General features: G+C 64.1%; 26 protein-coding genes. 21 read left to right on the forward strand and 5 right to left on the reverse strand.

The window, feature by feature from the left end; all coding sequences use genetic code 11:
• The first annotated feature begins 2 nt into the window (after positions 1-2).
• The 10 genes from FJ940_RS01060 to lpdA all read left to right on the forward strand — a co-directional run bounded on the left by FJ940_RS01060 (position 3) and on the right by lpdA (position 9,720).
• Positions 3-374, forward strand: a complete 372-nt coding sequence (locus FJ940_RS01060) for a cupin domain-containing protein (protein ID WP_140518078.1) — start codon at positions 3-5, stop codon at positions 372-374.
• Between the two features lie 4 nt (positions 375-378).
• The gene (locus FJ940_RS01065; protein ID WP_140518079.1) at positions 379-876 is read left to right on the forward strand and encodes a DUF1579 family protein; all 498 of its coding nucleotides are present in this window, start codon (positions 379-381) and stop codon (positions 874-876) included.
• Between the two features lie 83 nt (positions 877-959).
• Entirely contained in the window at positions 960-1,265 is a 306-nt protein-coding gene (locus tag FJ940_RS01070; protein ID WP_140492797.1) for a hypothetical protein, read from the forward strand.
• On the forward strand, positions 1,192-1,608 hold the full coding sequence (locus tag FJ940_RS01075) for a PIN domain-containing protein (RefSeq protein WP_033838548.1): 417 nt from the start codon (positions 1,192-1,194) through the stop codon (positions 1,606-1,608). Before FJ940_RS01070 ends, FJ940_RS01075 begins: the two co-directional genes overlap by 74 nt.
• A gap of 26 nt (positions 1,609-1,634) precedes the next feature.
• Positions 1,635-2,537, forward strand: coding sequence for a succinate--CoA ligase subunit alpha (gene sucD, locus FJ940_RS01080; protein ID WP_140518080.1), 903 nt, complete (start codon positions 1,635-1,637; stop codon positions 2,535-2,537).
• A gap of 138 nt (positions 2,538-2,675) precedes the next feature.
• Positions 2,676-5,660 (forward strand): 2-oxoglutarate dehydrogenase E1 component, encoded by a 2,985-nt coding sequence (locus FJ940_RS01085; protein WP_140654907.1) that lies wholly within the window; start codon positions 2,676-2,678, stop codon positions 5,658-5,660.
• Positions 5,661-5,706: 46 nt separating this feature from the next.
• On the forward strand, positions 5,707-6,993 hold the full coding sequence (gene odhB, locus FJ940_RS01090) for a 2-oxoglutarate dehydrogenase complex dihydrolipoyllysine-residue succinyltransferase (RefSeq protein WP_140654910.1): 1,287 nt from the start codon (positions 5,707-5,709) through the stop codon (positions 6,991-6,993).
• Positions 6,994-7,079: 86 nt separating this feature from the next.
• Positions 7,080-7,538 carry a hypothetical protein gene (locus tag FJ940_RS01095; protein WP_181165200.1) on the forward strand — a complete coding sequence of 153 codons (459 nt, stop codon included), beginning with the start codon at positions 7,080-7,082 and terminating at the stop codon, positions 7,536-7,538.
• Positions 7,535-8,290 (forward strand): SDR family oxidoreductase, encoded by a 756-nt coding sequence (locus tag FJ940_RS01100; RefSeq protein WP_140554849.1) that lies wholly within the window; start codon positions 7,535-7,537, stop codon positions 8,288-8,290. The genes FJ940_RS01095 and FJ940_RS01100 overlap by 4 nt, the downstream gene beginning before the upstream one ends.
• Before the next feature lie 26 nt (positions 8,291-8,316).
• On the forward strand, positions 8,317-9,720 hold the full coding sequence (gene lpdA, locus FJ940_RS01105; protein WP_140566666.1) for a dihydrolipoyl dehydrogenase: 1,404 nt from the start codon (positions 8,317-8,319) through the stop codon (positions 9,718-9,720).
• Between the two features lie 562 nt (positions 9,721-10,282).
• Here lpdA and FJ940_RS01115 read toward each other — a convergent pair.
• Together FJ940_RS01115 and FJ940_RS01120 are read right to left on the reverse strand one after the other, a co-directional pair.
• Complete coding sequence (locus tag FJ940_RS01115; protein WP_140554847.1) at positions 10,283-11,350, reverse strand: TraB/GumN family protein; 1,068 nt, start codon at positions 11,348-11,350, stop codon at positions 10,283-10,285.
• 174 nt (positions 11,351-11,524) lie between these two features.
• Positions 11,525-12,463 carry a tyrosine recombinase XerC gene (locus FJ940_RS01120; RefSeq protein WP_140492761.1) on the reverse strand — a complete coding sequence of 313 codons (939 nt, stop codon included), beginning with the start codon at positions 12,461-12,463 and terminating at the stop codon, positions 11,525-11,527.
• Between the two features lie 282 nt (positions 12,464-12,745).
• Between FJ940_RS01120 and rimM the strand changes: the two genes are divergently transcribed.
• The gene (gene rimM / locus FJ940_RS01125) at positions 12,746-13,345 is read left to right on the forward strand and encodes a ribosome maturation factor RimM (RefSeq protein WP_140524678.1); all 600 of its coding nucleotides are present in this window, start codon (positions 12,746-12,748) and stop codon (positions 13,343-13,345) included.
• Positions 13,342-14,043 carry a tRNA (guanosine(37)-N1)-methyltransferase TrmD gene (gene trmD / locus FJ940_RS01130; protein ID WP_140492755.1) on the forward strand — a complete coding sequence of 234 codons (702 nt, stop codon included), beginning with the start codon at positions 13,342-13,344 and terminating at the stop codon, positions 14,041-14,043. The genes rimM and trmD overlap by 4 nt, the downstream gene beginning before the upstream one ends.
• Here the strand turns inward: trmD and FJ940_RS01135 are convergent.
• On the reverse strand, positions 14,025-14,777 hold the full coding sequence (locus tag FJ940_RS01135; protein WP_140492752.1) for a sulfite exporter TauE/SafE family protein: 753 nt from the start codon (positions 14,775-14,777) through the stop codon (positions 14,025-14,027). The genes trmD and FJ940_RS01135 overlap by 19 nt on opposite strands.
• A 305-nt stretch (positions 14,778-15,082) precedes the next feature.
• On the opposite strand from FJ940_RS01135, the gene rplS reads away from it, so the two are divergent.
• The 7 genes from rplS to leuC all read left to right on the forward strand — a co-directional run bounded on the left by rplS (position 15,083) and on the right by leuC (position 21,167).
• Positions 15,083-15,622, forward strand: a complete 540-nt coding sequence (gene rplS, locus FJ940_RS01140) for a 50S ribosomal protein L19 (RefSeq protein WP_140492749.1) — start codon at positions 15,083-15,085, stop codon at positions 15,620-15,622.
• A 155-nt stretch (positions 15,623-15,777) separates the two neighbouring features.
• Positions 15,778-16,197, forward strand: a complete 420-nt coding sequence (locus FJ940_RS01145; protein WP_140492746.1) for an organic hydroperoxide resistance protein — start codon at positions 15,778-15,780, stop codon at positions 16,195-16,197.
• Positions 16,194-16,703, forward strand: coding sequence for a MarR family transcriptional regulator (locus FJ940_RS01150; protein WP_140518092.1), 510 nt, complete (start codon positions 16,194-16,196; stop codon positions 16,701-16,703). The genes FJ940_RS01145 and FJ940_RS01150 overlap by 4 nt, the downstream gene beginning before the upstream one ends.
• A 177-nt stretch (positions 16,704-16,880) precedes the next feature.
• The gene (locus tag FJ940_RS01155) at positions 16,881-17,678 is read left to right on the forward strand and encodes a transporter substrate-binding domain-containing protein (protein WP_140492740.1); all 798 of its coding nucleotides are present in this window, start codon (positions 16,881-16,883) and stop codon (positions 17,676-17,678) included.
• Between the two features lie 260 nt (positions 17,679-17,938).
• The gene (locus tag FJ940_RS01165) at positions 17,939-18,751 is read left to right on the forward strand and encodes an amino acid ABC transporter permease (protein WP_140492737.1); all 813 of its coding nucleotides are present in this window, start codon (positions 17,939-17,941) and stop codon (positions 18,749-18,751) included.
• Between the two features lie 56 nt (positions 18,752-18,807).
• Complete coding sequence (locus FJ940_RS01170; RefSeq protein ID WP_140654913.1) at positions 18,808-19,443, forward strand: class I SAM-dependent methyltransferase; 636 nt, start codon at positions 18,808-18,810, stop codon at positions 19,441-19,443.
• 314 nt (positions 19,444-19,757) lie between these two features.
• Complete coding sequence (leuC, locus tag FJ940_RS01180; protein WP_140524672.1) at positions 19,758-21,167, forward strand: 3-isopropylmalate dehydratase large subunit; 1,410 nt, start codon at positions 19,758-19,760, stop codon at positions 21,165-21,167.
• 88 nt (positions 21,168-21,255) lie between these two features.
• Here leuC and FJ940_RS01185 read toward each other — a convergent pair whose 3' ends face one another.
• Positions 21,256-21,570: a hypothetical protein gene (locus FJ940_RS01185; RefSeq protein ID WP_140654917.1), complete on the reverse strand. Its 315-nt coding sequence runs from the start codon at positions 21,568-21,570 to the stop codon at positions 21,256-21,258.
• A 160-nt stretch (positions 21,571-21,730) separates the two neighbouring features.
• Between FJ940_RS01185 and FJ940_RS01190 the strand changes: the two genes are divergently transcribed.
• Both FJ940_RS01190 and FJ940_RS01195 read left to right on the forward strand, forming a co-directional pair.
• Complete coding sequence (locus tag FJ940_RS01190; RefSeq protein WP_140524671.1) at positions 21,731-22,927, forward strand: GGDEF domain-containing protein; 1,197 nt, start codon at positions 21,731-21,733, stop codon at positions 22,925-22,927.
• A gap of 190 nt (positions 22,928-23,117) precedes the next feature.
• Entirely contained in the window at positions 23,118-24,320 is a 1,203-nt protein-coding gene (locus tag FJ940_RS01195) for a GGDEF domain-containing protein (protein ID WP_140654920.1), read from the forward strand.
• On the opposite strand, the gene FJ940_RS01200 is transcribed toward FJ940_RS01195, so the two are convergent.
• Positions 24,304-24,666, reverse strand: a complete 363-nt coding sequence (locus tag FJ940_RS01200) for a hypothetical protein (RefSeq protein ID WP_140654923.1) — start codon at positions 24,664-24,666, stop codon at positions 24,304-24,306. The two genes, FJ940_RS01195 and FJ940_RS01200, sit on opposite strands and share 17 nt — an antisense overlap.
• Positions 24,667-25,039: the final 373 nt, after the last annotated feature.

Below are 25,039 nucleotides of genomic sequence, written 5' to 3' on the forward strand. Positions count from 1 at the left end.
AAGTGCCTCCGCGCAAGATAAATCTCGTCGAGGCGGCGGATGCGAAGATCGCGGAGGTCTTCGATCCGCATATCGCCGGCGACGTCAATGACAGCCAGGCGAAGGTCGCCAAGTTCGGCGCGGTTTTCGACTGGCACGCCCATGACAACGAAGACGAAGCCTTCCTCGTGCTGCGCGGTCGCATCGCCATCGATTTCCGCGACGGTCCGGTCGAACTCGGCGAAGGCGACTTCATCGTCGTGCCGCGCGGCGTCGAACACCGGCCGCGTTCGCTGACACCGGAACCTGTGGTGCTGATGTTCGAACCGGCAACGACGCTCAACACCGGCAATGCCAAGAGCGCTCTCACCGTCACCGACCTGAAGCGGCTGTGAACCCATGAACGCTGCGCCTTTCTCCTCGCTCTCGGCCGATCACCAGCGCCTGCAGGCTCTGGTCGGCGCGTGGCGCGGCGAGGAAGAGGTCGCGGACACACAATGGGCCGATGGGGGCTCAGCGACTTCGGAAGTACTGGCAGAGGCACAGTTCGGCGGCCTGTTCGTAGTGCAACGCTATCGCCAGCGCCGCGACGGGACGATTTCGTTCGGCGCGCACAGCGTGTTCGGCTTCGACCGGCAAAACAGCCTTGTCACCATGCATCAGTTCGATTCGATGGGCTTTGTGCCGGCCTCGCCGGCCTCCGGCACGTGGGAGGGCAACACACTGACGCTGTTGCGCTCGTCGCCGCGCGGGGCCGCACGCGTGACCTACGCTTTCGACGGCAGCGACAGCTATCGCATGCGACTGCAATTCCAGCCCGTCGGCAGCGACGGCTGGCAAGACATGATGAGCGGCCTTTACCGGCGCGTCCCGCCTTCCGTTTTGGGGGATGGCTGAGCGATGGAAATCCTGGGCAAAGCGGTTGAAGAAAGACACATAATCACACATATATTGGCTGTGTGTTTATGTGGAGACGAGCGATGAAGAACGTCACCCTGGCCATGGACGAGGCCCTGCTCGAGAAGGCGCGAGGCCTTGCCGGACGTCGCAAGACGACGCTCAACGCCCTCATTCGTTCACTGCTTGCGCATGAAGTCGAGCAGGAAGATCGGATTGCCTGGGCCAAGGCGGGAATGAAGCGGCTTATGGACGAGGCTGCGAAACGGAGCGACAGCGCCGACACCCCCTATAAGTGGGATCGAAGGGACGCCTATGCCGACCGGGAAGATCGACTGCTTTCTCGACACGAACGTCCTGATCTACGCGGCTTCGGAGAAGAATCGTGACCCACGTCGCGCGCCAATCGCAGAAGACCTGGTATCGAGCACTGTCTTTGGCGTGTCGGGGCAAACCTTGGCCGAATTCACAGCGGTGGCGCGAGGAAAATCCCTTCTGGGGGATGATCTGCTCGACCAATGGCTGGTCCTCCTCGGCACTTGTCCGCTGGTGCCTGTCGACGAAAGCTATGTTCGCGCAGGACTGGACCTCGCCCGCCGCTACGGAATTCACTACTACGACGCCGCGCTTCTTGCCGCAGCCGGATATCTCGGCGCGCCGATTTTCTACACCGAAGATCTCAACCACAACCAGGTTTATGGCTCGGTGCGAGCCGTCAATCCTTTCTTGTAATCGCTGAATTCAGAGGCGTTCTCACCATGTCCATTCTCGTCGACAAGAACACCAAGGTGCTCGTGCAGGGCCTGACCGGCAAGACCGGCACCTTCCACACCGAACAGGCGCTGGCCTATCACGGGACCAAGATGGTCGGCGGCATCCATCCCAAGAAGGGCGGCGAGACTTGGACCGGCGCCAAGGGCGAGAACCTGCCGATCTTCGCCACCGTCGCCGAGGGCAAGGCCAAGACCGGCGCCAACGCTTCCGTCGTCTATGTGCCGCCGGCGGGTGCTGCCGAAGCCATCATCGAGGCCATCGAGGCCGAAATCCCGCTCATCGTCTGCATCACCGAAGGCATTCCCGTCATGGACATGATCAAGGTCAAGGCGCGGCTCGACCGTTCGACGTCGCGGCTGATCGGCCCGAACTGTCCCGGCGTGCTCACCCCCGACGAATGCAAGATCGGCATCATGCCCGGGAACATCTTCCGCAAGGGTTCGGTCGGTGTTGTTTCGCGCTCGGGAACGCTTACCTATGAAGCCGTGTTCCAGACCACCAATGTCGGCCTCGGCCAGACCACCGCTGTCGGCATCGGTGGCGATCCCGTCAAAGGCACCGAATTCATCGACGTGCTCGAAATGTTCCTCGCCGACGACGAGACCAAGTCGATCATCATGATCGGCGAGATCGGCGGCTCGGCCGAGGAAGACGCCGCGCAGTTTCTCAAGGACGAGGCCAAACGCGGCCGCCGCAAGCCGATGGCGGGCTTCATCGCCGGACGCACGGCGCCAGCCGGCCGCACCATGGGCCATGCGGGCGCGGTTATCTCGGGCGGCAAGGGCGGCGCCGAAGACAAGATCGCGGCAATGGAATCGGCCGGGATAAAAGTTTCGCCATCGCCGGCCCGGCTGGGCACGACGCTGGTCGAGGCAATTAAGGGCTAGTGAGTAGTCAATAGTGAGTAGTGAAAAGGGAAGAACGGGTGAGTAGCAGCTGAACGGGAAAGTCTTCATTTTTCCTACTCCTTACTGACTACTCACTATTCCCCTCGAAAGGAGACGGAGCCAGGCTCCGCAGACAAAATGGCACGACAAGATCAGGCCAACGACCAATTTTCGCTCACCTCTTTCCTCTATGGCGGCAATGCCGATTATATCGACGCGCTCTATGCGGCGTATGAGGACGATCCAGCCTCGGTCAATCCCGAATGGCAGGAGTTCTTCGCCGGCCTGAAGGACGATGCCGGGGATGTCCGCAAGAACGCCAAGGGCGCCTCGTGGGCCAAGCCCTCCTGGCCGCTGCAGGCCAATGGCGAGCTGGTGTCGGCGCTCGACGGCAATTGGGGCCTGGTCGAGAAGCACATCGAAAAGAAGGTCAAGGAGAAGGCAGCCGTCAACGGCGCCGTCCCCTCCGACGCCGACGTGCACCAGGCGACGCGCGATTCCGTGCGCGCCATCATGATGATCCGCGCCTATCGCATGCGCGGCCATCTGCACGCCAATCTCGACCCGCTCGGCATCGCCACGCTCGAGGATTACAACGAGCTGTCGCCAGAGAATTACGGCTTCACCGAAGCCGACTACGACCGGCCGATCTTCCTCGACAATGTGCTCGGGCTCGAATTCGGCACCATCCGCCAGATGCTCGACATCCTGACCCGCACCTATTGCTCGACGCTCGGCGTCGAGTTCATGCACATCTCCGATCCGGAAGAGAAGGCGTGGATCCAGGCGCGCATCGAGGGCGCCGACAAGGAGATCTCCTTCACCGCGACCGGCAAGAAGGCGATCCTGCAGAAACTGATCGAGGCCGAGGGCTTCGAGCAGTTCGCCGACGTCAAGTTCAAGGGCACCAAGCGCTTCGGCCTCGACGGCGGCGAAGCGCTGATCCCGGCACTGGAACAGATTGTCAAGCGCGGCGGCCAGCTCGGGCTGAAGGAGATCGTGCTCGGCATGGCGCATCGCGGCCGCCTCAACGTGCTCTCCCAGGTGATGGCCAAGCCGCATCGCGCCATCTTCCACGAATTCAAGGGCGGCTCGGCCGCACCCGACGAGGTCGAGGGCTCGGGCGACGTCAAATACCATCTTGGCGCCTCCTCGGACCGCGAGTTCGACGGCAACAAGGTGCACCTGTCGCTGACCGCCAATCCCTCGCATCTGGAAATCGTCGACCCTGTGGTGATGGGCAAGGCGCGCGCCAAGCAGGATTATCTGTTCGGCCGCGGTCGCGAGGAGATCGTGCCGCTGGAAGAGCGGGCCAAGGTGCTGCCGCTTTTGCTGCATGGCGACGCAGCCTTTGCCGGCCAGGGTGTCATTGCCGAAATCCTCGGCCTATCGGGCCTGCGCGGCCACCGCGTTGCCGGCACATTGCATTTCATCATCAACAACCAGATCGGCTTCACCACCAACCCACGTTTCTCGCGCTCGTCGCCCTATCCGTCCGACGTCGCCAAGATGATCGAGGCGCCGATCTTCCACGTCAATGGCGACGATCCGGAAGCCGTGGTGCACGCCACCAAGGTGGCGATCGAATTCCGCATGAAATTCCACAAGCCTGTCGTGGTCGACATGTTCTGCTACCGCCGCTTCGGCCACAACGAGGGCGACGAGCCGGCCTTCACGCAGCCGATCATGTACCGCAACATCCGCAACCATAAGACAACGGTGCAGATCTATGCCGACCGGCTGATCGCCGAAGGCCACTTGACGCAGGCCGAGTTCGACAAGCTCAAGGCCGACTGGCGGGAGCACCTGGAATCCGAGTGGGAAGTCGGCCAGCATTACAAGCCCAACAAGGCCGATTGGTTGGATGGCGCCTGGTCGGGCCTGCGTACGGCCGACAACCAGGACGAACAGCGGCGCGGCAAGACCGCGGTGCCGGCCAAGACACTGAAGGAGATCGGCAAGAAGCTGACTGAGGTGCCGAAGGATTTCGAGGCGCACAAGACGATCATCCGCTTTCTCGAAAACCGCCGCCAGGCCATCGAATCCGGCGAAGGCATCGACTGGTCGACGGCCGAGGCGCTGGCTTTTGGCGCCATCCTGCTCGACGGCAACCCGATCCGCCTCTCCGGGCAGGATTCGGAGCGCGGTACCTTCTCGCAGCGCCATTCCGTGCTCTACGACCAGCGCGACGAGACCCGCTACATCCCGCTCAACAATCTGTCGGCGGCGCAGGCCGGCTATGAGGTCATCAACTCGATGCTGTCCGAAGAAGCCGTGCTCGGCTTCGAATATGGCTACAGCCTGGCCGAGCCGAAGGCGCTGACGCTGTGGGAAGCGCAGTTCGGCGACTTCGCCAATGGCGCCCAGGTGGTGTTCGACCAGTTCATATCCAGCGGAGAGCGCAAGTGGCTGAGAATGTCGGGCCTCGTCTGCCTGCTGCCGCATGGCTATGAGGGCCAGGGGCCGGAACATTCGTCTGCCCGGCTTGAGCGTTTCCTCCAGCTCTGCGCCGAAGACAACATGCAAGTGGCCAACTGCACGACGCCGGCCAACTACTTCCACATATTGCGTCGGCAGTTGAAGCGCGACTTCCGCAAGCCGCTGATCCTGATGACGCCGAAGTCACTGTTGCGCCACAAGCGGGCGGTGTCGACGCTGCCGGAAATGTCGGGCGAAAGCTCGTTCCACCGGCTGCTGTGGGACGATGCCCAGCTCTTGCCCAACCAGGCCATCAAGCTGACCAAGGATTCCAAGATCCGCCGTGTCGTGCTGTGCTCGGGCAAGGTCTATTACGACCTCTACGAGGAGCGCGAGAAACGCGGCATCAACGACATCTATCTGCTGCGTGTCGAACAACTCTACCCGTTCCCGGCCAAGGCGCTGATCACCGAATTGTCGCGCTTCCGCAATGCCGAAATGGTGTGGTGCCAGGAGGAGCCCAAGAACATGGGCGCATGGTCGTTCATCGACCCGTATCTGGAATGGGTGCTGGCGCATATCGACGCCAAGCACCAGCGGGTGCGCTACACCGGCCGGCCGGCAGCCGCCTCGCCGGCGACCGGGCTTATGTCCAAGCACCTCGCCCAGCTCGCCGCCTTGCTCGAAGATGCGCTCGGCGAGTAGGCAGAATTGGGCGAATAGAACAGACAGATAGAAACGGACAGGCACAATGGCTACCGAAATCCGCGTTCCCACTCTCGGCGAATCCGTCACCGAGGCGACCATCGGCAAATGGTTCAAGAAGGTGGGCGATGCCATTGCCGCCGACGAGCCGCTGGTCGAGCTCGAAACCGACAAGGTGACGGTCGAGGTTCCCTCGCCGGGCGCTGGAACCTTGGGCGAGATCGCGGCCAAGGAAGGCGAGACGGTCGGGGTCGGCGCGCTTCTGGGCTCGATTTCGGCCGGCGCCGCCGCCGCACCGGTCACCAAGCCGCAAGCCGTGGCGCAGGCATCCAGCCCCGACGCGGCGCAGACCACCAAGCAGGCTGCCGCCGAGACCGCCAAGGTCGCCGGCGACGCCGGTCCGGTCGAGCCGCGCAGCATGCCGCCGGCGCCGGCAGCGGCGAAACTGATCGCCGAGAACAATCTGTCGGTCGACCAGCTTTCCGGCTCCGGCAAGCGCGGCCAGGTGCTGAAGGGCGACGTGCTCGACGCCATCTCCAAGGGTGCGCCGTCGCAGCCGGCCGAAACGCCGAAGGCGGCTCCGGTCTCGGCGGCGCCTGTCTCTGCCCGTGCGCCGTCCTCAGGCGACGATGCGGCGCGCGAGGAGCGCGTGCGCATGACCAAGTTGCGCCAGACCATCGCGCGCCGGCTCAAGGAAGCGCAGTCGACCGCCGCCATGCTCACCACCTTCAACGAGGTGGACATGTCAGCGGTGATGGCGCTCAGGACCAAGTACAAGGACGTGTTCGAGAAGAAGCACGGCGTGAAGCTCGGCTTCATGGGCTTCTTCACCAAGGCCGTCACCCATGCCTTGAAGGAAATCCCCTCGGTCAACGCCGAGGTCGACGCCACCGATATCATCTTCAAGAACTACGCCCATATCGGCGTCGCCGTCGGCACCGAGAAGGGTCTGGTCGTTCCGGTGGTGCGCGATGCCGACCAGATGTCTATCGCCGAGATCGAGAAGGAGATCGGCCGGCTCGGCATCGCCGCGCGCGACGGCAAGCTGTCGGTCGCCGACATGCAGGGCGGCACGTTCACGATTTCCAATGGCGGCGTCTACGGGTCGCTGATGTCCACGCCGATCCTCAACGCGCCGCAGTCGGGTATTCTGGGCATGCACAAGATCCAGGACCGGCCCGTGGTGGTCGGCGGCCAGATCGTGATCCGGCCGATGATGTATCTGGCGCTGAGCTACGATCACCGCATCGTCGACGGCAAGGAAGCGGTGACCTTCCTGGTGCGCGTCAAGGAAAGCCTGGAGGATCCGGAACGGCTGGTGCTTGATCTGTGAGGCGGTCGGATGGCGGCTCGCGGTCGGAGTAGCCAATAATGGCCCTGTTCCCTGGGCCTGCCAGACCGATAGCGCTGGCGGCCGGTATGGCATTCGCCGCTGTCCACGCTAATGCCGCATGCCCGGCCGAACTCGCCGTCTACGGCGATGCCCAGAGCGGCAGTGAGATCAATTTTACGCCGACCGGCACGTCGGCGACCGTCACCAACACGTTCCGCTTGATCCTCGACAACGATGTGGTGCTGAACGGCATCGTCCAATGGAACGAAGGTGTTTCGCGACCGAACGGGGCGCTGATGTACAAATGCCCGGGAGGCGACGTTACCGGCACCGAGCTTGCCGCCTGCACCTTGTGGAACGGCGTCATCTATACGTCGGATGAAAAGGGCAGCATCGGCCTGTTGCCGGCCGAAGGCGTCGAAGCACCGAAGACGCTGATCCTGCCCGATCTCGGTCCGGTGTTGCATCAATCCACCGCCTATGGCGGCGCCGGGTTTTCGAAAGTGCCGTCGGACGTGTTTGCCTTGAAGGGATGCCAGGAATGAGCGGGACGCAAAAGGTGCTGCTGGTCACCGGCGGCAGCCGCGGCATCGGCGCCGCGATCTGCCGGCTCGGGTCGAAGGCTGGCTATCGCGTAGCGGTCAACTACACCTCCCACCAGACCGCCGCCGAGGCACTGGTCGGCGAAATCAAGGCCGCAGGCGGCGAGGCCTTTGCGGTCAGGGGCGATGTCGGCGTCGAATCCGATATCGTTGCCATGTTTGAAGCCGTCGACCGCGGCTATGGCCGGCTCGATGCTTTCGTCAACAATGCCGGCATCGTCGACGTCAAGGCGCGGGTCGATGAGATGGATGTTTCACGGCTGGAGCGCATGATGCGCATCAATGTCGTGGGGTCGTTCCTCTGCGCCCGCGAAGCGGTGAAGCGGATGTCGAGCCGTCACGGTGGGTCGGGTGGATCCATCGTCAACATCTCGTCGGCTGCGGCAGTTCTGGGCTCGCCGGGCGAATATGTCGACTACGCCGCGTCCAAGGGCGCGATCGACACCTTCACCATGGGGCTCGCCCGCGAGGTGGCGCTGGAAGGCATCCGCGTCAATGCGGTGCGGCCGGGCATCATCGATACCGAAATCCATGCCTCGGGTGGACAGCCGGACCGGATAGAACGCTTCCGCGATCTTCTGCCGATGAAAAGAGCCGGCACCGCGGATGAAGTCGCGGGCGCGGTTCTCTACCTGTTGTCCGATGCCGCGTCCTATACGACCGGCGCGATCCTGAACGTCAGCGGCGGCCGCTGAGCGCCCCAAGAAAAAGGGAAACAAACATGGCTTATGACGTCGTAATCATCGGCTCGGGACCGGGCGGCTATGTCTGCGCCATCAAGGCGGCCCAGCTCGGGCTGAAGGTCGCGGTGGTCGAGAAGAACCCGACCTTCGGCGGCACCTGCCTCAACATCGGCTGCATTCCGTCCAAGGCGTTGCTGCATGCCTCCGAGATGTTCGCCGAAGCCGGCCACTCCTTCGACACACTGGGTGTCGAAGTGACACCGAAGCTCAATTTGAAGAAGATGATGGCGCACAAGGACGCCACGGTGACGGCGAACGTCAACGGCGTCGCCTTCCTGTTCAAGAAGAACAAGATCGATAGTTTTCGCGGCATCGGCACGGTGGTCGCGGCGGGCAAGGTGTCGGTGACGAGCGAGGACGGCAAGGTCGAGGAAATCGAGACGAAGAACATCGTCATCGCCACCGGCTCGGATGTCGCCGGCATTCCTGGCGTCACGGTCGACTTCGACGAAAAAGTCATCGTGTCCTCGACCGGCGCGCTGTCGCTGGACAAGGTGCCCGGCCATCTCGTCGTGGTCGGCGGCGGCGTCATCGGGCTCGAGCTCGGCTCGGTCTGGGCGCGGCTCGGCGCCAAGGTCACCGTGGTCGAATTCCTCGACACCATCCTCGGCGGTATGGACGGTGAGGTCTCCAAGCAATTCCAGCGGCTGCTCTCCAAGCAGGGCTTCGAATTCAGGCTCGGCGCCAAGGTCACCGGCGTCGCCAAGGCCAAGAAGGGCGCCAGCGTCACTTTCGAGCCTGTGAAAGGCGGCGCGGCCGAGACGATCGAGGCCGACATGGTGCTGATCGCCACCGGCCGCCGCGCTTTCGCCGACAGCCTGGGCCTGAAGGAAGCGGGCGTCGAGGTCGATGAGCGCGGCCGGGTCAAGACCGACGCGCACCTCAGGACCAACGTACCAGGCATCTATGCCATCGGCGATGTCATCGCCGGGCCGATGCTGGCGCACAAGGCCGAGGATGAGGGCGTGGCAGTGGCCGAGACCATTGCCGGCCAGGCCGGCCATGTGAACTATGACGTCATTCCGAGCGTCGTCTACACCAGCCCGGAGATCGCTTCGGTCGGCAAGACCGAGGAAGAATTGAAGAAGGCCGGCATCGACTACAAGGTCGGGAAATTCCCGTTCACCGCCAATGGCCGGGCGCGCGCCATGCTGCACACCGACGGCTTCGTCAAGATCCTGGCCGACAAGGCCACCGACCGCGTGCTCGGCGTTCACATCGTCGGCTTCGGCGCCGGCGAGATGATCCACGAGGCGGCGGTGCTGATGGAATTCGGCGGCTCGTCGGAAGATCTCGCCCGCACCTGTCATGCCCATCCGACCATGTCGGAAGCAGTGAAGGAAGCGGCATTGGCGACGTTCTTCAAGCCGATCCATATTTAGAACGATCCAGGAAAATCATGAAACGGTTTTCCCGGGCAAGCGCGTAACGCTTCCCTTGAGGGAATTGCCTCCTTGCCTGCCCCAAACAGAACGGCCCACCGGAAGGCGGGCCGTTCTTCGTTGAAAGCCGTGGCCCGATTACTGGGCCGGTGCGGGAGCTGGGGCCGGCGCAGGAGCCGGTGTCGCCGGTGCAGGGGCCGGCGCGGGTGCTGGGGCAGGGGCAGGGGCAGGAGCCGGTTCGGCGGGCTTCATCGGCTCCGTGGGCGCTGGCGCCGGGGCCGGTGTGCTCGCGGCGGGCGGTTCGGTCGCCGGATGCTCACCACTTCTTCCGAAAACATAATACGCGACAATCGCCAGAATAACGACGACCAATGCAATCAGCCAAGGGCTGCCGCCGCCACCTGATCTGGGCGTGTCGTTTGATGGATTCGCCATAAAAGTGTCCTCCGTGGATGAAAATGATCAATCAACAGCCATCAACGCGCAACCGTTGATGGGGTTTCACGCTAGGGAAGGAAAGCGCCGAAAACGCGGCGCCTGATTCCTCCGCTGCCCACGCGACTCAATCGACAGCGGTGACAGTATAGCCGGCTTTGCGGAAATCCTCGACCAGGCCCTCGGGACCGGGCAGATGCAGCGCGCCGACGGCGATGAAGGCACTGCCTTTGGCGAGGAATGGTCCGGCATGATCGACCATCGCCTTGTTGCGGCTGGTGATCATGGTCTGCTCGAACGCCGCATAGCCTGTCGCGTCGCCCGTCTCGCCGGGCAGCACGGCGCGAAACAGCGGCCAAAACATGCCGGTCTCGCCGCGCTGGTAGAGCACGATCATGGTTTCGTTGACGTCGTTCATCTTGTCGCCGAGCTTCAGCGTGTCGACCAGTCCCTTCATGTGGAACGCCATCGGCAGCGAAGCCATGGCGCGCAGCTGGTCGACGACGGTTTCCAGCCCTTCGACGGATTTGCCGGAGGCCTTGGCATCCTCGGCAAGCTTGACGTCGAGCACCGGCGCGCCGCCCGCCTTGCGGGCGAGCTCGCAGGCTGGAAGCGCCACCATGGCCGACAGCATCCACGGCTTCATCTTGGCGACGGTTGCCGACGGGATGCCGCGTTCGTCGAGCGCCTTGTCGACCGCCGCGGCGTCGTCGGGCGACAGCAGCGACGACAGCGTGGTGCTGTCGGTGAACATCATCAGCTCCGGCTGCTTGAGCAGGGCCGCCATCATCTTCTGCTGGTCGAGCACTTCGGTGGTCTCGATGACGATGGTGCCGGCGCCGTCATAGGCCTTCTGCGCCGCCGGCGGCAGCGCTGTGACGCGCGGGTCGGTCATATGCATGGTGCCGAACAGGAAGGACGGCTGTTCGCCCGTCTTCTCCAGCTTCCACAGCAGGCCCTTGCCGTTCGGCGTTGCGGCGGCTTCCGCCTCGATCTTGCGGTAGGTGGACGGGTCACTTTTCTGCAACGCCGACAGCATGTCGGCGCCGGTGCAGGACGGGATTTCGGCATGCGCTTTGCCCGCCGCAAACAACAGGACGGCGAGCAGAGACAGGAAGAACAGCACATGGAACGCCAGGAGCAGCTTCAGCGAGAAGAGCGCAGCGCGGTCGGCGATGACGATGACCCGTTTCATGGTCCTTTCCTAAGCTGGAAAAACGGCAAAACGGTTAACCCGGAGAACGAAATTGTCTTCGGTTCAATCAGTTTTGACTATCGCTCGAATTACTGAACGGCTTGCGGTTGGTTGAGCCGCCCACCCCTCATCATCCCGTGGCGAAGTCCGGAAGCCTCGCGCAACCCCAATACTTCACGCCCTCGGGTGAGCCGATTCATAGATCTCCAACAGCCTCGACGTATCGACGCCGGTGTAGATCTGCGTGGTCGACAGGCTGGCATGGCCGAGCAGTTCCTGGATGGTGCGCAGGTCGCCGCCGCGGCCGAGCAGATGCGTGGCGAAGGAATGGCGCAAGGCGTGCGGCGTTGCGGTGTCCGGCAGGTTGAGCGCCGAGCGCAGCTTGGCCATCTCGCGCTGGACGATGGCCGGGTTGAGCGGGCCGCCGCGCGCGCCGCGAAACAACCGGCCCTTGGGGTCGAGATGGTAGGGGCACAGCCGGCGGTATTCGGCAACCGCCCTGAGCGCCACCGGCAGCACCGGCACCAGCCGCGTCTTGCCGCCCTTGCCGGTGACGCGCAGCACCGTGTCGGCCTCCGACGCCAGTTCGGCGCCGGCAAGGCCGAGCGCCTCGGAAATGCGCAGGCCCGAGCCGTAGAGCAGCGTCAGCACGGCGGCGTTGCGGGCGGCGATCCAGGGTTCCTCCGCCAATTGACCCTCGACGGAAACGACATGTTTTGCGTCACTGGCCGTCAGCGGTTTCGGCAGTGACTTTGGTTGGCGAGGCGCGCGCAGGGCCGCCGCGCCCGCTGCGTTGGCGAGACCACGCCGTTCCAGAAAGCGCAAGAGTGAGCGAATGCCGGCCAGCCCCCGGCCGAGCGTGCGGGCGCCTGCGCCTTCATTGCGGCGGGCGGCGAGAAAGCCGCGCAGGTCGGCCGGGCGCAGATCGGCGATGTCGGCTATGCCGGGCGGGCCGCCATTATGACCCGTCAGGAAATGCAGGAACTGCCTGGTGTCGCGCTCGTAGGCTTCCACCGTCTCGGGCGACAGCCGACGTTCTCGCGCGAGCATCTTGAGCCAGCTTTCGCGCGCCGCCTGGAGGTCGGGCTTTGCCGGGATAAGGAATTCCTGCATGGCGTCGTTCCGGTTCGCCGTCATTTTCCGGCAGCCGGGTTAGGAAGCGGTGAAGAGGCGTCATTGAAATGACAATCCGGTGGGGCTAGGAGTCGACCGGCGGCAAGTCAAAACCGTGGTGATTGGCCAAACGGGGTATCCGCAAATAGAGAGTTGCAGGAACGAAACCCGTGAGCCTTTCTGAACTGCCGTGGGTTTGATCACCGTAACGAATGGGTCCTCGGGTCTGCGCAGTCGCTTCGCGCCTGCTCCGCCCGTGGATGACGAAGGTAAAAGCGCGCCATGAGCAAGCCCCAGAACCCTGTCCAGATGGCCGTGATCGGCGCCGCTCACGGCATCAAGGGCGAATTGCGCGTCAAAACCTTTACCGGCGATCCGCTGGCGCTCGCCGATTACGGGCCGCTTTACGCAAGGGACGGCCGCGCCTTCCAGATCATGGACATAAGGCCCGCCAACACCGTGGTCGTGGTGCGCTTCAAGGGTGTCAGTGACCGCAACGCGGCCGAGGCGCTGGCCGGCACGGAGCTGTTCGTCGATCGCTCCATGCTGCCCGATGACGGCGAGGAGGACGAATTCTATCATGCCGACCTGATCGGTCTGGAGGTTCGGGACGATACGGGAGCCGTCCTTGGTAAGGTCGTCGCCGTGCACAATTTCGGCGGCGGCGACATCCTCGATGTGACGCTGGCCGGACGCAAGGGCGTGTTGATCCCGTTCACGCAGGCCGCTGTGCCCGAAGTGTCCATCGCCGAGGGTTTTGTGCGCGTCAACCAGGCGGCGGCCGGACTGGTCGAGGACGAGGACGGCGAAGCGCCGCGCGAGGAAGGCTTCGACCCGAAGGGCAGGCCGCGCGGCCCGAGGGACGCCGGGGGCAACCGGTGAGCTTCTCCGCCTCCGTGCTTACGCTCTACCCGGAAATGTTTCCGGGTCTGCTTGGCCTGTCGCTGGCCGGGCGGGCGCTGGAGGCGGGTACATGGTCGCTGCAAGCAATCCAGATCCGCGACTTTGCAACCGACCGCCACCGCACTGTCGACGACACGCCGGCCGGCGGCGGCGCCGGCATGGTGATGCGCGCCGATGTCTTGGCCAGGGCGATCGACCATGCCTCGCCCGAAGGCGATTTGCGGCCACGGCTGCTGATGAGCCCGCGTGGAAAGCCGCTGACGCAGGCGCGCGTGCGCGAACTGGCCGCCGGGCCGGGCGCCGTCATCCTGTGCGGCCGCTTCGAAGGCATCGACCAGCGGGTGATCGACGCGCGAGGATTGGAGGAAGTCTCGGTCGGAGACTTCATTCTGTCCGGTGGCGAGCCGGCGGCGCTTGTGCTGCTCGACGCGGTCGTGCGGCTGCTGCCCGGCGTCATGGGCAATGCCGTGTCGGGTGAAGAAGAGAGCTTTGAAAACGGCCTGCTCGAACACCCGCATTACACGCGGCCGCAGGATTTCGAGGGCCGGCCCATTCCCGAGGTGCTGACCTCGGGCAACCACGGCAAGATCGCGGCGTGGCGGCGGGCACAGTCGGAGAAGCTGACTCGAGAACGGCGGCCGGACTTGCTCGGCTCTCCTCAGCCCTTGGCGAAATAGTAGAAAGCCAGGAACAGCCCGACCGCGACGACGAAGCCACGCACCACGTTCTGCGGCACGCGCTTGGCGATCCACACGCCGGCATAGCCGCCCAACGCGCCGCCGGGGATCATGACGATCGCTTGCGGCCAGGCGACGACGCCACCCGAGACGAAGACGATGATGGCGACCGCTGCGATGACCATGGCCAGCATGTTTTTCAGCGCGTTCAGGCGGTGGTAGTCGCCGGCCTGGGTCAGGCCGAGCGTCGCCAGCATCATCACGCCCATGCCGGCCCCGAAGAAGCCGCCATAGATGGCGGTGACGAACTGCGCCAGCGAGCCGGCCAACGAGCCCACAGAAGCCTCATGCCCCGGCTTGGGTGCGGGCTTCAGCCACGGCCCGGCGGCGAACAGCGCCGTCGCGGCCAGCAGCAGCCACGGCACCAGGACGCGAAATGACGGATTGTCCAGCGCCAGCAGGATAAGCGCGCCGGCCAGTGCGCCGAGCGCCGATATCAGGCAGAGCAGCAGGGCGCCACGCCAGAAATGGCGGATGTCGTCCCGGTAGGCCAGCGTCGAGGTGATGTAGCCGGGAAATTGCGTCACCGAGGAGGTCGCGTTGGCGACGATCGGCGGCAGGCCGACCAAGGTCATGGCACCGAACGTGATGAAGGTGCCGCCGCCCGCGACCGCATTGGCGGCGCCGGAAAGAAAACCCGCCATGAATAGCAGGACCGCGTCGAAAAAGGACATGAGGATGCCGCCCGAGAACTATGGTTGCCTCGCCTTAGGCAGCTTGAAGGGCCCTTGCAACCCGGCAGTGGACAGATACGATGGTGCACGCGAGCAAAAAAGACGCGGCCAAGACGTGACAAAGCGTCGAAATAGCTGTATGTGCCCGCCGAACCGGGAGAAATCTGCCGGACCCGTCAACAATGGCGGTGTAGTCGCCCCTGCCCGATGTTTTCGAACAAAGGGCATAGCCGAGCGGTCATTGGAACTGCAAGGCGAGCGCCGGGCGCTCTGACTGTCGGAAGAACAAGAAGTGGATTATTGAGATGGATCTCATCCGTCAGCTCGAGGCCGAACAGGCCGCCAAGATCGAAGCCAAGCGCAAGCTTCCCGAATTTCAGCCCGGCGACACCGTGCGCGTCCAGGTCCGCGTAACCGAGGGCACCCGCACCCGCGTCCAGGCCTATGAAGGCGTCGTCATCGCCCGCGCCGGTTCGGGCTTCCAGGAAAATTTCACCGTCCGCAAGATCTCCTACGGCGAAGGCGTCGAGCGCGTCTTCCCGGTGTTTTCGCCAATGGTCGAAGGCGTCGAGATCGTGCGTCGCGGCAAGGTGCGTCGTGCCAAGCTCTATTATCTGCGCGACCGTCGCGGCAAGTCGGCCCGTATTTCGGAGAACACCGGCGTGCGCGCCCGCAAGCTCAACGATGAGGAGCGCGACGCGCTGAACGCCGAGAAGGCGCGCATCGAGGCCGAGAAGGTTGCCGCCGCGCAGGCGCTGGCCGCCGAGACGGCCGCCAAGGAAGCCGCCGAGAAGAAGGCCGCCGACGAGGCCGCCAAGGCTGCGGAAGCCGCTGCCGCCGAATAAGGCTTTCGACAGAGACTTCTGAAAAAGGCGGCTTCGGCCGCCTTTTTTTCGTTTCGGAGCCCGCCCTTTGCCACATGCGGGCTTCCAAAGCGGGATTGACTTCTATAATACGGTACACTAATTAATCGTGTACAAATTAATTTTGGAGACTTGATATGACCGCACTCTATTCGACCCAGGCGCGTGCCGTCGGCGGCCGCGCCGGCCACGTCCAGACCGATGACGGCCTGCTCAGCCTTGATCTCGCAATGCCGAAGGAGCTTGGCGGCAAGGGTGGCGCCACCAATCCCGAACAGCTTTTCGCCGCCGGCTATGCCGCTTGCTTCGAAAGCGCCATGCGGTTTCTCGCCGGCAAGCAGAAACTGCCGCTGCGCGATGCCTCGGTGACGGCCACTGTCAGCCTCCATCCCAACGGTCAGGGCGGTTTCCTGCTCGGCGTTTCCCTGGCGGCCGAGACGAAAGGTCTTGATCAGGCGGCCGCCGAAGCGCTTGTATCGGCAGCGCACCAGATCTGCCCCTACTCCAACGCAACCAGGGGCAATATCGAGGTGGCGATTTCGGCAAAGGCGACATGACGGCGAAAACCAAAGACACGGCCAACCAGGTCCCGGCGGGTGACGCCGGGACAAGCGCGGTCCCAAGGCTCAGCGACCAGCTCTGCTTCGCGCTCTATTCGGCGAGCGGATTGATGACGAAGCTCTACCGGCCGTTGCTCGATCCGCTTGGCCTGACCTATCCGCAATATCTGGCCATGCTGGCGCTGTGGGAGCGCGCGCCGAGCACGGTGGGCGAGCTCGGCGAGGCGCTGGGCCTCGATTCGGCGACGCTGACGCCGCTGCTCAAGCGGCTCGAGGCCGGCGGCCTGGTTACGCGCCGGCGCGATCCTGCCGACGAGCGCCGCGTGCTGGTCGAGCCGACAGCCAAGGGCCAAGCCTTGCGCGAGCGCGCCAGGGACATCCCCGCCGCCATGCTCTGCAGCATGCCGCTCGACCCAGCCGAGTTGAAGTCGCTGCATGGCACGCTGACCCGCTTCGTCGCCGGGCTGCGCGAGGCCGATGCCGGAGCGCCGCAGCGCGGCTGATCGGCCACGGCAAGGATCGTTTCCCAAAATCCCGGCCGAAAGTATCTATTTGCGTTTTTCGCCGGCCGTGGCGCAGCGGAGCGTCTTGCATGGCGCTTGCGGAGAGCTAAAGTCGGCGCCGGATTCCTTTGCAAGCCCGGCCCGTGTCCGGGCGCTTTCACTTCCGGGGAGTGTGTCATGACAAAATCGAAACTGCTGCTGGCCGGCCTGCTTGCCGTCATGCTTGCGCCCGTTGCCGCCTTCGCCCAGGCGCTGCCCGATCTCGGCGGCAAGAAAGTGGTGGTGGTGACGGAAAACGCCTATCCGCCGCTACAGTTCATCGATGCCAAGACCGGAAAACAGATCGGCTGGGAATATGACGCGATGAACGAGATCGCCAAGCGGCTGAATTTCACCGTCGAGTACCAGAACACGTCCTGGGACGCGATGATCCAGGCGGTTTCCGACAACCAGTATAACATCGGCATGACCGGCATCACCATCAAGGACGACCGCAAGCAGAAGGTGGATTTCTCCGACCCCTATATGCGCTCGGAACAGTTCATGTTGGTGCGCGGCGACGAGAGCCGCTTCACCGACGCCAAGACCTTCGGCGCCTTCAAGGACGGGCTGATCGGCGCGCAGGCCGGCACGACGCCCTTCTACACCGCTGTCTACAGCGTGCTGGACGGCAATGAGCAGAACCCGCGCATAAAGCTGTTCGAGACGTTCGGTGCCACCGTGCAGGCGCTGAAGACTGGCGACGTCGATGTGGTGCTCACGGACGGCACTGCGGGCAAGGGCTATGTCGACGCTTCCGAGGGCAAGCTGAAGCTGATCGGCGGCCCGCTCGGCACCGAGGATTTCGGCTTCATCTTTCCCAAGGGCTCCGACCTGGTGAAGCCTGTCAACGCCGCGATCGCCGCGCTCAAGGCCGACGGCACGTTCGATGCGCTGAACAAGAAATGGTTTCTTGATTACAAGATGGGGCAGTAGTTCGTCTTGATGCGGGCGGTGCGCGTGCGGGAACTCGCGCTGAGTTTGCGCTTGAACGCCCCCCTCTGCCCTGCCGGGCATCTCCCCCTCAAGGGGGGAGATTGGCAGCTTGGCCTTCGTCCCACATGCAGCATCGATGAAGATTGGCGAAGGTCGATGAGACATCTGATCTCCCCCCTTGAGGGGGAGATGTCCGGCAGGACAGAGGGGGGCGCCTTGGCGCCTGCCTTGCGCACTATGCACCTCGCCGGCCACGCCTGATGGCCCCCCCACCATCCTCCGTCAAACCTGAATTCCCCTGGTGGCTGGCCGCCGCCCTTGTCCTTGCCTTGGCCGCCGCGCTCGCCATCGCCGCCAGCGATCTTTATGCCCAGGTCTTCGCCACTGTCGCCAAGGGCATCGGCGTCACCGTCTTCGTCACCATTGTCGCCTTCGCGCTGGCCTCGATCATCGGCCTCGGCATCGCGCTGATGGGATTGTCGGGTTCGCAGTGGCTGCGGCAGATCGCGCGTTTCTATGTCGAGATCATCCGTGGCGTACCGATCCTGGTGCTTTTGTTCTGGATCGCGTTTGCCGGCGCACCGGCTTTCGTCGCAGCCTGGAACGCGCTGACCGCGCCGCTGCAGAGCACCGGCTATCTCGGCGAGTTGCAGGTGCGCGACGTCTCGCTCTTGTGGCGCGCCGTCATGGCGCTGACCATCGGCTATTCCGCCTTCATCTCCGAAGTGTTCCGGGCCGGCATCCAGGCGGTCGAGAAGGGCCAGATCGAAGCGGCCAAGGCGCTCGGGCTCACGCGGGCGCAACGTTTCCGGCTCATCGTCTTTCCGCAGGCGATCCGTACCATCCTGCCGCCGCTCGGCAATGACTTCGTCGCCCTGGTCAAGGATTCCTCGCTGGTCTCGGTGCTCGGTGTCGCCGACATCACGCAGATGGGCAAGGTCTATGCCGCCGGTTCCTTCCGCTTCTTCGAGACCTATTCGATAACAGCCTACATCTATCTCATCCTGACCGTCGGCTTGTCTTTGGCGCTCCGGGCGCTGGAACGGCGGCTGCGCCGCCAGCATCAGGAATAGTGTTTCGGCAAGGACGGCGTTACGCTCCGGTTGCGCACTGGAGGAGGAGCATGCCCATGAACGTCGACAAGGCCAATGCTGCGCTGGATTCGGTCTATACGGCCGATACGCCCGAAACCCTGGCGCAGGCCTATGCCGCATGGGCCGCGACTTATGACAGCGAGACCGCCTCGCTCGGTTATCTCCTGCCGTTCCTCATCACCGCCTGGGTGGCGCGCCACGTGCCTGCGGGCGAAGGGCCGCTGCTCGACGCCGGCTGCGGCACTGGCCTGTCCGGGCCGTCGCTGAGGGCGCTGGGCTACGGCGATATCGCCGGGCTCGACCTGTCGGACGACATGCTGAAGATCGCCGGCAGCCGCAACGCCTATGGCGAGCTGAAGCAGGGAATGCTGGGCGGCCCGCTGCCCTGGCCCGACGGCCATTTCCGCGCCTTCTTCTCGACCGGCGTGTTCACCATCAGCCATGCGCCGGCTTCCGGCCTGCACGAACTGGTGCGCATCACGAAGAAAGGCGGCCACGCCATCTTCACCGTGCGCGACCAGGTGTTCGAGAGCGGTGGTTTCCAGGCCGTCTTCGACGAGCTGGAACGCACGGGAAAATGGCGGCTGATGGAGCAAAGCCCGTGGTTCCGCTGCTATGCGATTGCCGAGCCGGATGCGCTGGTGAAGACGTTTGTCTTCGAGGTGCTTTGAACCGCGGGTCCGCCAAGCTTGGTGCGCATCCCCCGGAGGCGTGGACGCGAGGACGAGGAACCCAGGTCCCGCGCAGCCACCGCCAATTGCCGAAAAGCCAAAACATTGCTATCTACCCCGCCATGGAAGAGCTTTTTGGCGATCCGGCCTACAAGGGGTTCGTGCTGCAGGACAGAAAACGCCTGCCGTCGCGCTTCTCCGCGCGCGTCTGTGGCGCGCCGACCAGCCGACTTACGCGGGCCGACTGATCAACTCGTTTCGCCTGACATCTCGGCGTCTGCCCTTCCCTTTCTCATATCGACGGATTTACGCACATGAGCGCACCGCGCACCCTCTATGACAAGATTTTCGACGACCACGTCGTCGACCGCCAGGACGACGGCACCTGCCTGCTCTATATCGACCGCCACCTCGTCCATGAGGTGACCAGCCCGCAGGCCTTCGAGGGCCTGCGCATGAGTGGCCGCAAAGTCCGTCATCCCGAAAAGACGCTGGCCGTGGTCGACCACAACGTCTCGACCTCGCCCGAGCGCAAGTTCGGCATCAAGAACGAGGAAAGCCGCATCCAGGTCGAGGCTCTGGCCAGGAACGCCAAGGATTTCGGCGTCGAATATTATTCCGAGAATGACATCCGCCAGGGCATCGTCCACATCATCGGGCCGGAGCAGGGTTTCACCTTGCCCGGCATGACCATCGTCTGCGGCGACAGCCACACCTCCACCCACGGCGCCTTCGGCGCGCTGGCGCACGGCATCGGCACGTCGGAGGTCGAGCACGTGCTGGCGACGCAGACGCTGATCCAGCGTAAGGCCAAGAACATGCTGGTGCGCGTCGACGGCCAGTTGCCGGAAGGCGTCACCGCCAAGGACATTATCCTCGCCATCATCGGGGAGATCGGCACCGCCGGCGGCACCGGCTATGTCATCGAATATGCCGGCGAGGCGATCCGCTCGCTGTCGATGGAAGGCCGCATGACGATCTGCAACATGTCGATCGAGGGCGGCGCGCGCGCCGGCCTGATCGCACCTGACGAGACGACCTTCGCCTATGTCAAGGACAAGCCGCGCGCGCCCAAGGGCGCCGCCTGGGACGCCGCGCTCGCCTACTGGAAGACACTGCAATCCGACGAAGGCGCGCATTTCGACAAGGTGATCGTGCTCGATGCGGCCAAACTGCCGCCGATCGTCTCCTGGGGCTCTTCCCCGGAGGATGTTGTCTCGGTGCAAGGGATTGTGCCGAACCCGGAAGACATCACCGACGAAAACAAGCGCACCTCAAAGCAGCGCGCGCTCGACTATATGGGCCTGACGCCGGGAACGAAGATCACCGACATCGCCCTCGACCGTGTCTTCATCGGCTCCTGCACCAACGGCCGCATCGAGGATCTGCGCGCCGCCGCCAAGGTGGTCGAGGGCCGAAAAGTCAATCCGCGCGTCAACGCCATGATCGTGCCGGGCTCCGGCCTGGTCAAGGAACAGGCCGAGGCCGAAGGGCTGGACAAGATCTTCCTCGCCGCCGGCTTCGACTGGCGCGAGCCGGGCTGCTCGATGTGCCTTGCCATGAACGACGACCGGCTGAAGCCGCATGAGCGCTGCGCCTCGACCTCGAACCGCAATTTCGAGGGCCGGCAGGGCTTCAAGGGGCGCACCCATCTGGTGTCGCCGGCCATGGCTGCGGCGGCGGCGATCGCCGGCCACTTCGTCGATATTCGCGACTGGAAGTAAATCGCGGCTGGTTCGATCGAAACGCAAGGGCCCGGATCGCGATGCGATTCGGGCCTTCTGCTTGAGCGTTCAGAGCATGTTTGGAGCTTCACCGGTCGTCGCGGCGGATGATCTCGTGGAACTGCTCGCGGCGCCCGGGTTCTTCGGCGGCGACCACCAGGGCCAGCCCGCGTTCATCGAAGAGTTTGAACCATTCGTCCCACTCGACCAGCTCATAACCTCCGGCATTGATCGGGCGCTCCGGCTGGTCTTCGTCCTCATAGGCGTGCTGGCCGAATACCAGCCGCAGCATCGCCTGCGTGCCGGCTTCGGGCGACACGTCGACAATGGCCGGAAAGCCGGCGCGCGACGCGGCCCACGAACGGATTGCCTCGTGATCGGTCAGGGTGATTGTATTGGCCATTATCGGTTCCTCTTCTGCGCTGGACAAACGCAGGTCCGGCGCGCCGGTTCCACGTCACGCTCCGCACCAGCGTGACGCATATTCGCTTTCGCTTAACCGCTTGTTTGGGCTTGCGCCCTAAGGTCTTCCCTGACGTCAAGCGAGGGGAAGTCACGGTCTTTTGGACACCGGCCTGCTGATAGCGTTGTTAAACCCGACGATCGCGCTGGCCCTTGGCGCGGCGTTCCTCGTGCTTTGGTTCTATCAGCGCCACCGTCCCTATCTGGCCGTGCTGGCGGTAAGCTATTCGCTTGCGGCGGCCGGGTTCCTGTTCCAGCATTTCACGCTGCCCGTTGGCCTGGCACCGTCGAAGCTGCTCTCCAACCTATGCTTCTGCGTTGCCGGATCCTGCCTGGCCGGCGCGATCGTGGCGCGGCATGGCCAGCGAGTGCCCTATGCCGGGCTTTGCGTCTTGGCGAGCGGCGGCATGGCCGCCTTTTGCTGGTTCCTGTTCGTCCAGCCGGACCTGACATGGCGGGTCCTCGTCATCAATTTCGCGCTCGGCGGCATCAGCCTGGTGGCGGCCGCCGAATTGCGCAAGGTGCGTGGCAATGGCCCGACGGAAAATATCCTGTTCGTCCTGGCGTTGCTCGCGGGGCTGAATTTCTTCGTGCGCACCCTTGCCGTCATCGTCGCGCACGGGCCTTTCGCGACTTATGACGAGCTCTATACATCATCCTATTGGACGACGGCGTTGCTGTCGCATGCGCTGCTGTCGCTGCTGATCGCGCTTTGCCTGTTCTCCGCCGCCGCGCTCGACGTGATGAAGGCGTTGAAGGTCGAAACCTACACCGATCCGCTGTCTCGCCTCCTCAACCGGCGCGGCTTCGAGCAACGGGCGGCCCTGCTCTTGCAACGCTGCGCGGCGGCGAAATTGCCGGTGGCTCTTGTGTTGGCCGATCTCGACCACTTCAAGACGCTCAACGACCTCCATGGGCATGCCGCGGGCGACCGGGTGATCGCCGACTTCGCCGCCAAGCTTCGCGCCGCCGCCGGTACGCGCGGTGAGGCCGGACGTATCGGCGGCGAGGAATTCGCGGTGCTCCTGCCCTTGACCGATCTTGCCGCCGCGCGGCTGCTCGCAGAGGCCGTGCGCGTGGCCTACTCGGCCGGCGGCGTCGACGGACTTCCGCCCGGCACCAAGGTCACCGCCAGTTTCGGCGTGGCGGCGCGCAGCGGCGACGAAGCTCTGGAGCCGTTGATGCGCCGCGCCGACGAGGCCCTCTACAAGGCCAAGAAGAACGGCCGCGATAGCGTGCGCCTGTCCTATGAGCGGCCGGAAACGCTGTTCGTGCCGGAGCCGCTCAAAGCCGGCTGAAGGCGATCGGCCGACGCCTTCATCATCCAGGACCCGCGCCGCACCGCTTCGTTCCTTGCTTCGCCCTGAAGGGCGATGGCAACCATCCTTCGGCCAATCTCCGAGGCGTGCGCGAGCCTTCCGATATGACCTGACGTTAACTTCTTTTTCGCCCGTCGATGGTTTGCTGCCGTCAGGGGCTTGGGAAATCATGGGCGGCGCGGACTTCATCCTTGTCATCAATCTGTTCGTTGCCGGGCTGCTGGCGGCGGCCTTCATGGCGATTGCCGTCTATGACATCGGACGCGTCTCGGCACGCTGGCTGGCGTTCGGTTATGTGCTGGGCATGGCCTATTTCGTCGTGGAATTCAGCATCCCCGCCTTCGACAATGCGCGGCTGGTGGTCGTCGCAGCCTTTGCCGTTTTCCTTGGCGCCACCATCGCCTTCAACGGCGGGCTTGCGCATAGATACGGCGTGACGCCGCCCTGGTCGGCGATGCTCCTGATCCTGGCCGTTGCGTCTGTCGCGGTCTATTTCGCCCAGGATCTGCCGCGCCAGTCCCTAGTCAGCAAGATGGCCTACCAACTGCCCTACGCCGTCATGCAGCTTACCGGGTTCGGCATTGTCTGGTCGTCCAGGCAAAGGCGTGGCCGGCTCGATCGGATGCTGATGGCGGTGCTGGCGGCCAGCGCCATGCAGTTCGCCAGCAAGCCATTCATCGCCGATGCGCTTGGCGGCCGCGGCGCCGCCCCACAATCCTATCTGCAGACCAGCTATGCCCTGGTATCGCAATCGCTCGGCACCGTGTTCGGCGTGGCGCTGGCCTTGCTGGCGCTGGCCATACTGGTGCGCGACGTGCTCGCCGAGGCGACGTCGAAATCGGAAACGGACACGCTGTCGCGGCTCCTCAACCGCGGCGGCTTCGAGCATCACGCCGAGAGGGCGCTGGGGGAAGCGGCGCGCCGGGGCGTCCCAGTCGCGCTGGTCATCGCCGATCTCGACCGCTTCAAGTCCATCAACGACAATTACGGCCATGCCTCGGGCGACCGGGTCATCGAGGCCTTTGCCCGCTTCCTGCGCGAGGCCGCGGCCGACCACCATGTCGCCGGTCGTATAGGCGGCGAGGAGTTCGCCATCATCCTGCCAGGCACCAACCTTGCCGCCGCGCGGCTGTTCGCCGAAGGCGCGCGCAGCGCCTTCGGGACGCTGCCCATCGACGGGCTCCCCGCCGACAATCGTTGCACGGCAAGCTTCGGCGTCGCCGAGCTTCATGCCGGCGAGCATTTTTCCGATCTGATGCGGCGTGCCGATGAAGCGCTCTATCAGGCCAAGGATGCCGGGCGCGACTGCGTGCGCGCTTCCGCCGGGCCAGCCAGGCCAGAGGCCGTGGCGCTGTTCAGCGGCAGGGGCTGAGCTCGGGCATTTCGCCGTCGGAGAGGCCATACATATAACTGCGCCCCTTCACGAACACCGGCGGCCGATAGCAGTCGCCATAGCCCGACATCTCCTCAGCCCCGTTCTCGTAGATCACCTTGGGCTGGCCGGCGCTGGTATAGTCGGACAGCTGCTTGGCGAGCTTGCCTTCGCCGACGAGGATGCGCTTGTAGCCGGCGGCACTGTCGATGACGAGATTGCCGAAGGAATCGGCGTAGACCCGATCCTGGTGGCGTCCGTCCGCCAGCGCCGGCGCGGCGAAGCCGACGGCCAATACCGCCACTGTGAGCGCCGCAAGGCGCGATCTGCCCGAATTCGAACGCATGGCGTCCTCCATGTTGGAGACAAAGCCTCCTCGAATCGGAAATTAACCTTTTCTTAACCTTTGTTAAGAGGCTGGCGCGGTTCTCACCCATGTCTTGATAAACATGGTTAACGAGGCACATGACGCGATCGTGATCGACGGCCGCGAGGCGCTGGTGATGAAGGCGGGCTCGGCGCCGCTGACCTGCCGCTGAGCCGAAGCCCGCGCCGCCACATATATGCTGCACCGCAGCGAGAACGGGCCGGCTTGGCATCGTCACGCCTAATCGATTGAAGCCCGGACCTGCCTTTTAATCAGACTAAATTACGTTTTCGAAACGGTTTTCCGGCTTTGACGCGGTGCAAAAAGAGCATTAGAAACCGGCTGTCCGAAG

The organism is Mesorhizobium sp. B2-3-7, from assembly GCF_006442695.1.
Lineage (GTDB): Bacteria > Pseudomonadota > Alphaproteobacteria > Rhizobiales > Rhizobiaceae > Mesorhizobium.

Coding starts and splice junctions, on each gene's coding strand:
- FJ940_RS01065 (WP_140518079.1), top strand. CDS start 379: ATGAACGCTGCGCCTTTCTCCTCGCTCTCGGCCGATCACCAGCGCCTG.
- FJ940_RS01070 (WP_140492797.1), top strand. CDS start 960: ATGAAGAACGTCACCCTGGCCATGGACGAGGCCCTGCTCGAGAAGGCG.
- FJ940_RS01075 (WP_033838548.1), top strand. CDS start 1,192: ATGCCGACCGGGAAGATCGACTGCTTTCTCGACACGAACGTCCTGATC.
- sucD (WP_140518080.1), top strand. CDS start 1,635: ATGTCCATTCTCGTCGACAAGAACACCAAGGTGCTCGTGCAGGGCCTG.
- FJ940_RS01085 (WP_140654907.1), top strand. CDS start 2,676: ATGGCACGACAAGATCAGGCCAACGACCAATTTTCGCTCACCTCTTTC.
- odhB (WP_140654910.1), top strand. CDS start 5,707: ATGGCTACCGAAATCCGCGTTCCCACTCTCGGCGAATCCGTCACCGAG.
- FJ940_RS01095 (WP_181165200.1), top strand. CDS start 7,080: ATGGCATTCGCCGCTGTCCACGCTAATGCCGCATGCCCGGCCGAACTC.
- FJ940_RS01100 (WP_140554849.1), top strand. CDS start 7,535: ATGAGCGGGACGCAAAAGGTGCTGCTGGTCACCGGCGGCAGCCGCGGC.
- lpdA (WP_140566666.1), top strand. CDS start 8,317: ATGGCTTATGACGTCGTAATCATCGGCTCGGGACCGGGCGGCTATGTC.
- FJ940_RS01115 (WP_140554847.1), bottom strand. CDS start 11,350: ATGAAACGGGTCATCGTCATCGCCGACCGCGCTGCGCTCTTCTCGCTG.
- FJ940_RS01120 (WP_140492761.1), bottom strand. CDS start 12,463: ATGCAGGAATTCCTTATCCCGGCAAAGCCCGACCTCCAGGCGGCGCGC.
- rimM (WP_140524678.1), top strand. CDS start 12,746: ATGAGCAAGCCCCAGAACCCTGTCCAGATGGCCGTGATCGGCGCCGCT.
- FJ940_RS01135 (WP_140492752.1), bottom strand. CDS start 14,777: ATGTCCTTTTTCGACGCGGTCCTGCTATTCATGGCGGGTTTTCTTTCC.
- rplS (WP_140492749.1), top strand. CDS start 15,083: ATGGATCTCATCCGTCAGCTCGAGGCCGAACAGGCCGCCAAGATCGAA.
- FJ940_RS01145 (WP_140492746.1), top strand. CDS start 15,778: ATGACCGCACTCTATTCGACCCAGGCGCGTGCCGTCGGCGGCCGCGCC.
- FJ940_RS01150 (WP_140518092.1), top strand. CDS start 16,194: ATGACGGCGAAAACCAAAGACACGGCCAACCAGGTCCCGGCGGGTGAC.
- FJ940_RS01155 (WP_140492740.1), top strand. CDS start 16,881: ATGACAAAATCGAAACTGCTGCTGGCCGGCCTGCTTGCCGTCATGCTT.
- FJ940_RS01165 (WP_140492737.1), top strand. CDS start 17,939: ATGGCCCCCCCACCATCCTCCGTCAAACCTGAATTCCCCTGGTGGCTG.
- FJ940_RS01170 (WP_140654913.1), top strand. CDS start 18,808: ATGAACGTCGACAAGGCCAATGCTGCGCTGGATTCGGTCTATACGGCC.
- leuC (WP_140524672.1), top strand. CDS start 19,758: ATGAGCGCACCGCGCACCCTCTATGACAAGATTTTCGACGACCACGTC.
- FJ940_RS01185 (WP_140654917.1), bottom strand. CDS start 21,570: ATGGCCAATACAATCACCCTGACCGATCACGAGGCAATCCGTTCGTGG.
- FJ940_RS01195 (WP_140654920.1), top strand. CDS start 23,118: ATGGGCGGCGCGGACTTCATCCTTGTCATCAATCTGTTCGTTGCCGGG.
- FJ940_RS01200 (WP_140654923.1), bottom strand. CDS start 24,666: ATGCGTTCGAATTCGGGCAGATCGCGCCTTGCGGCGCTCACAGTGGCG.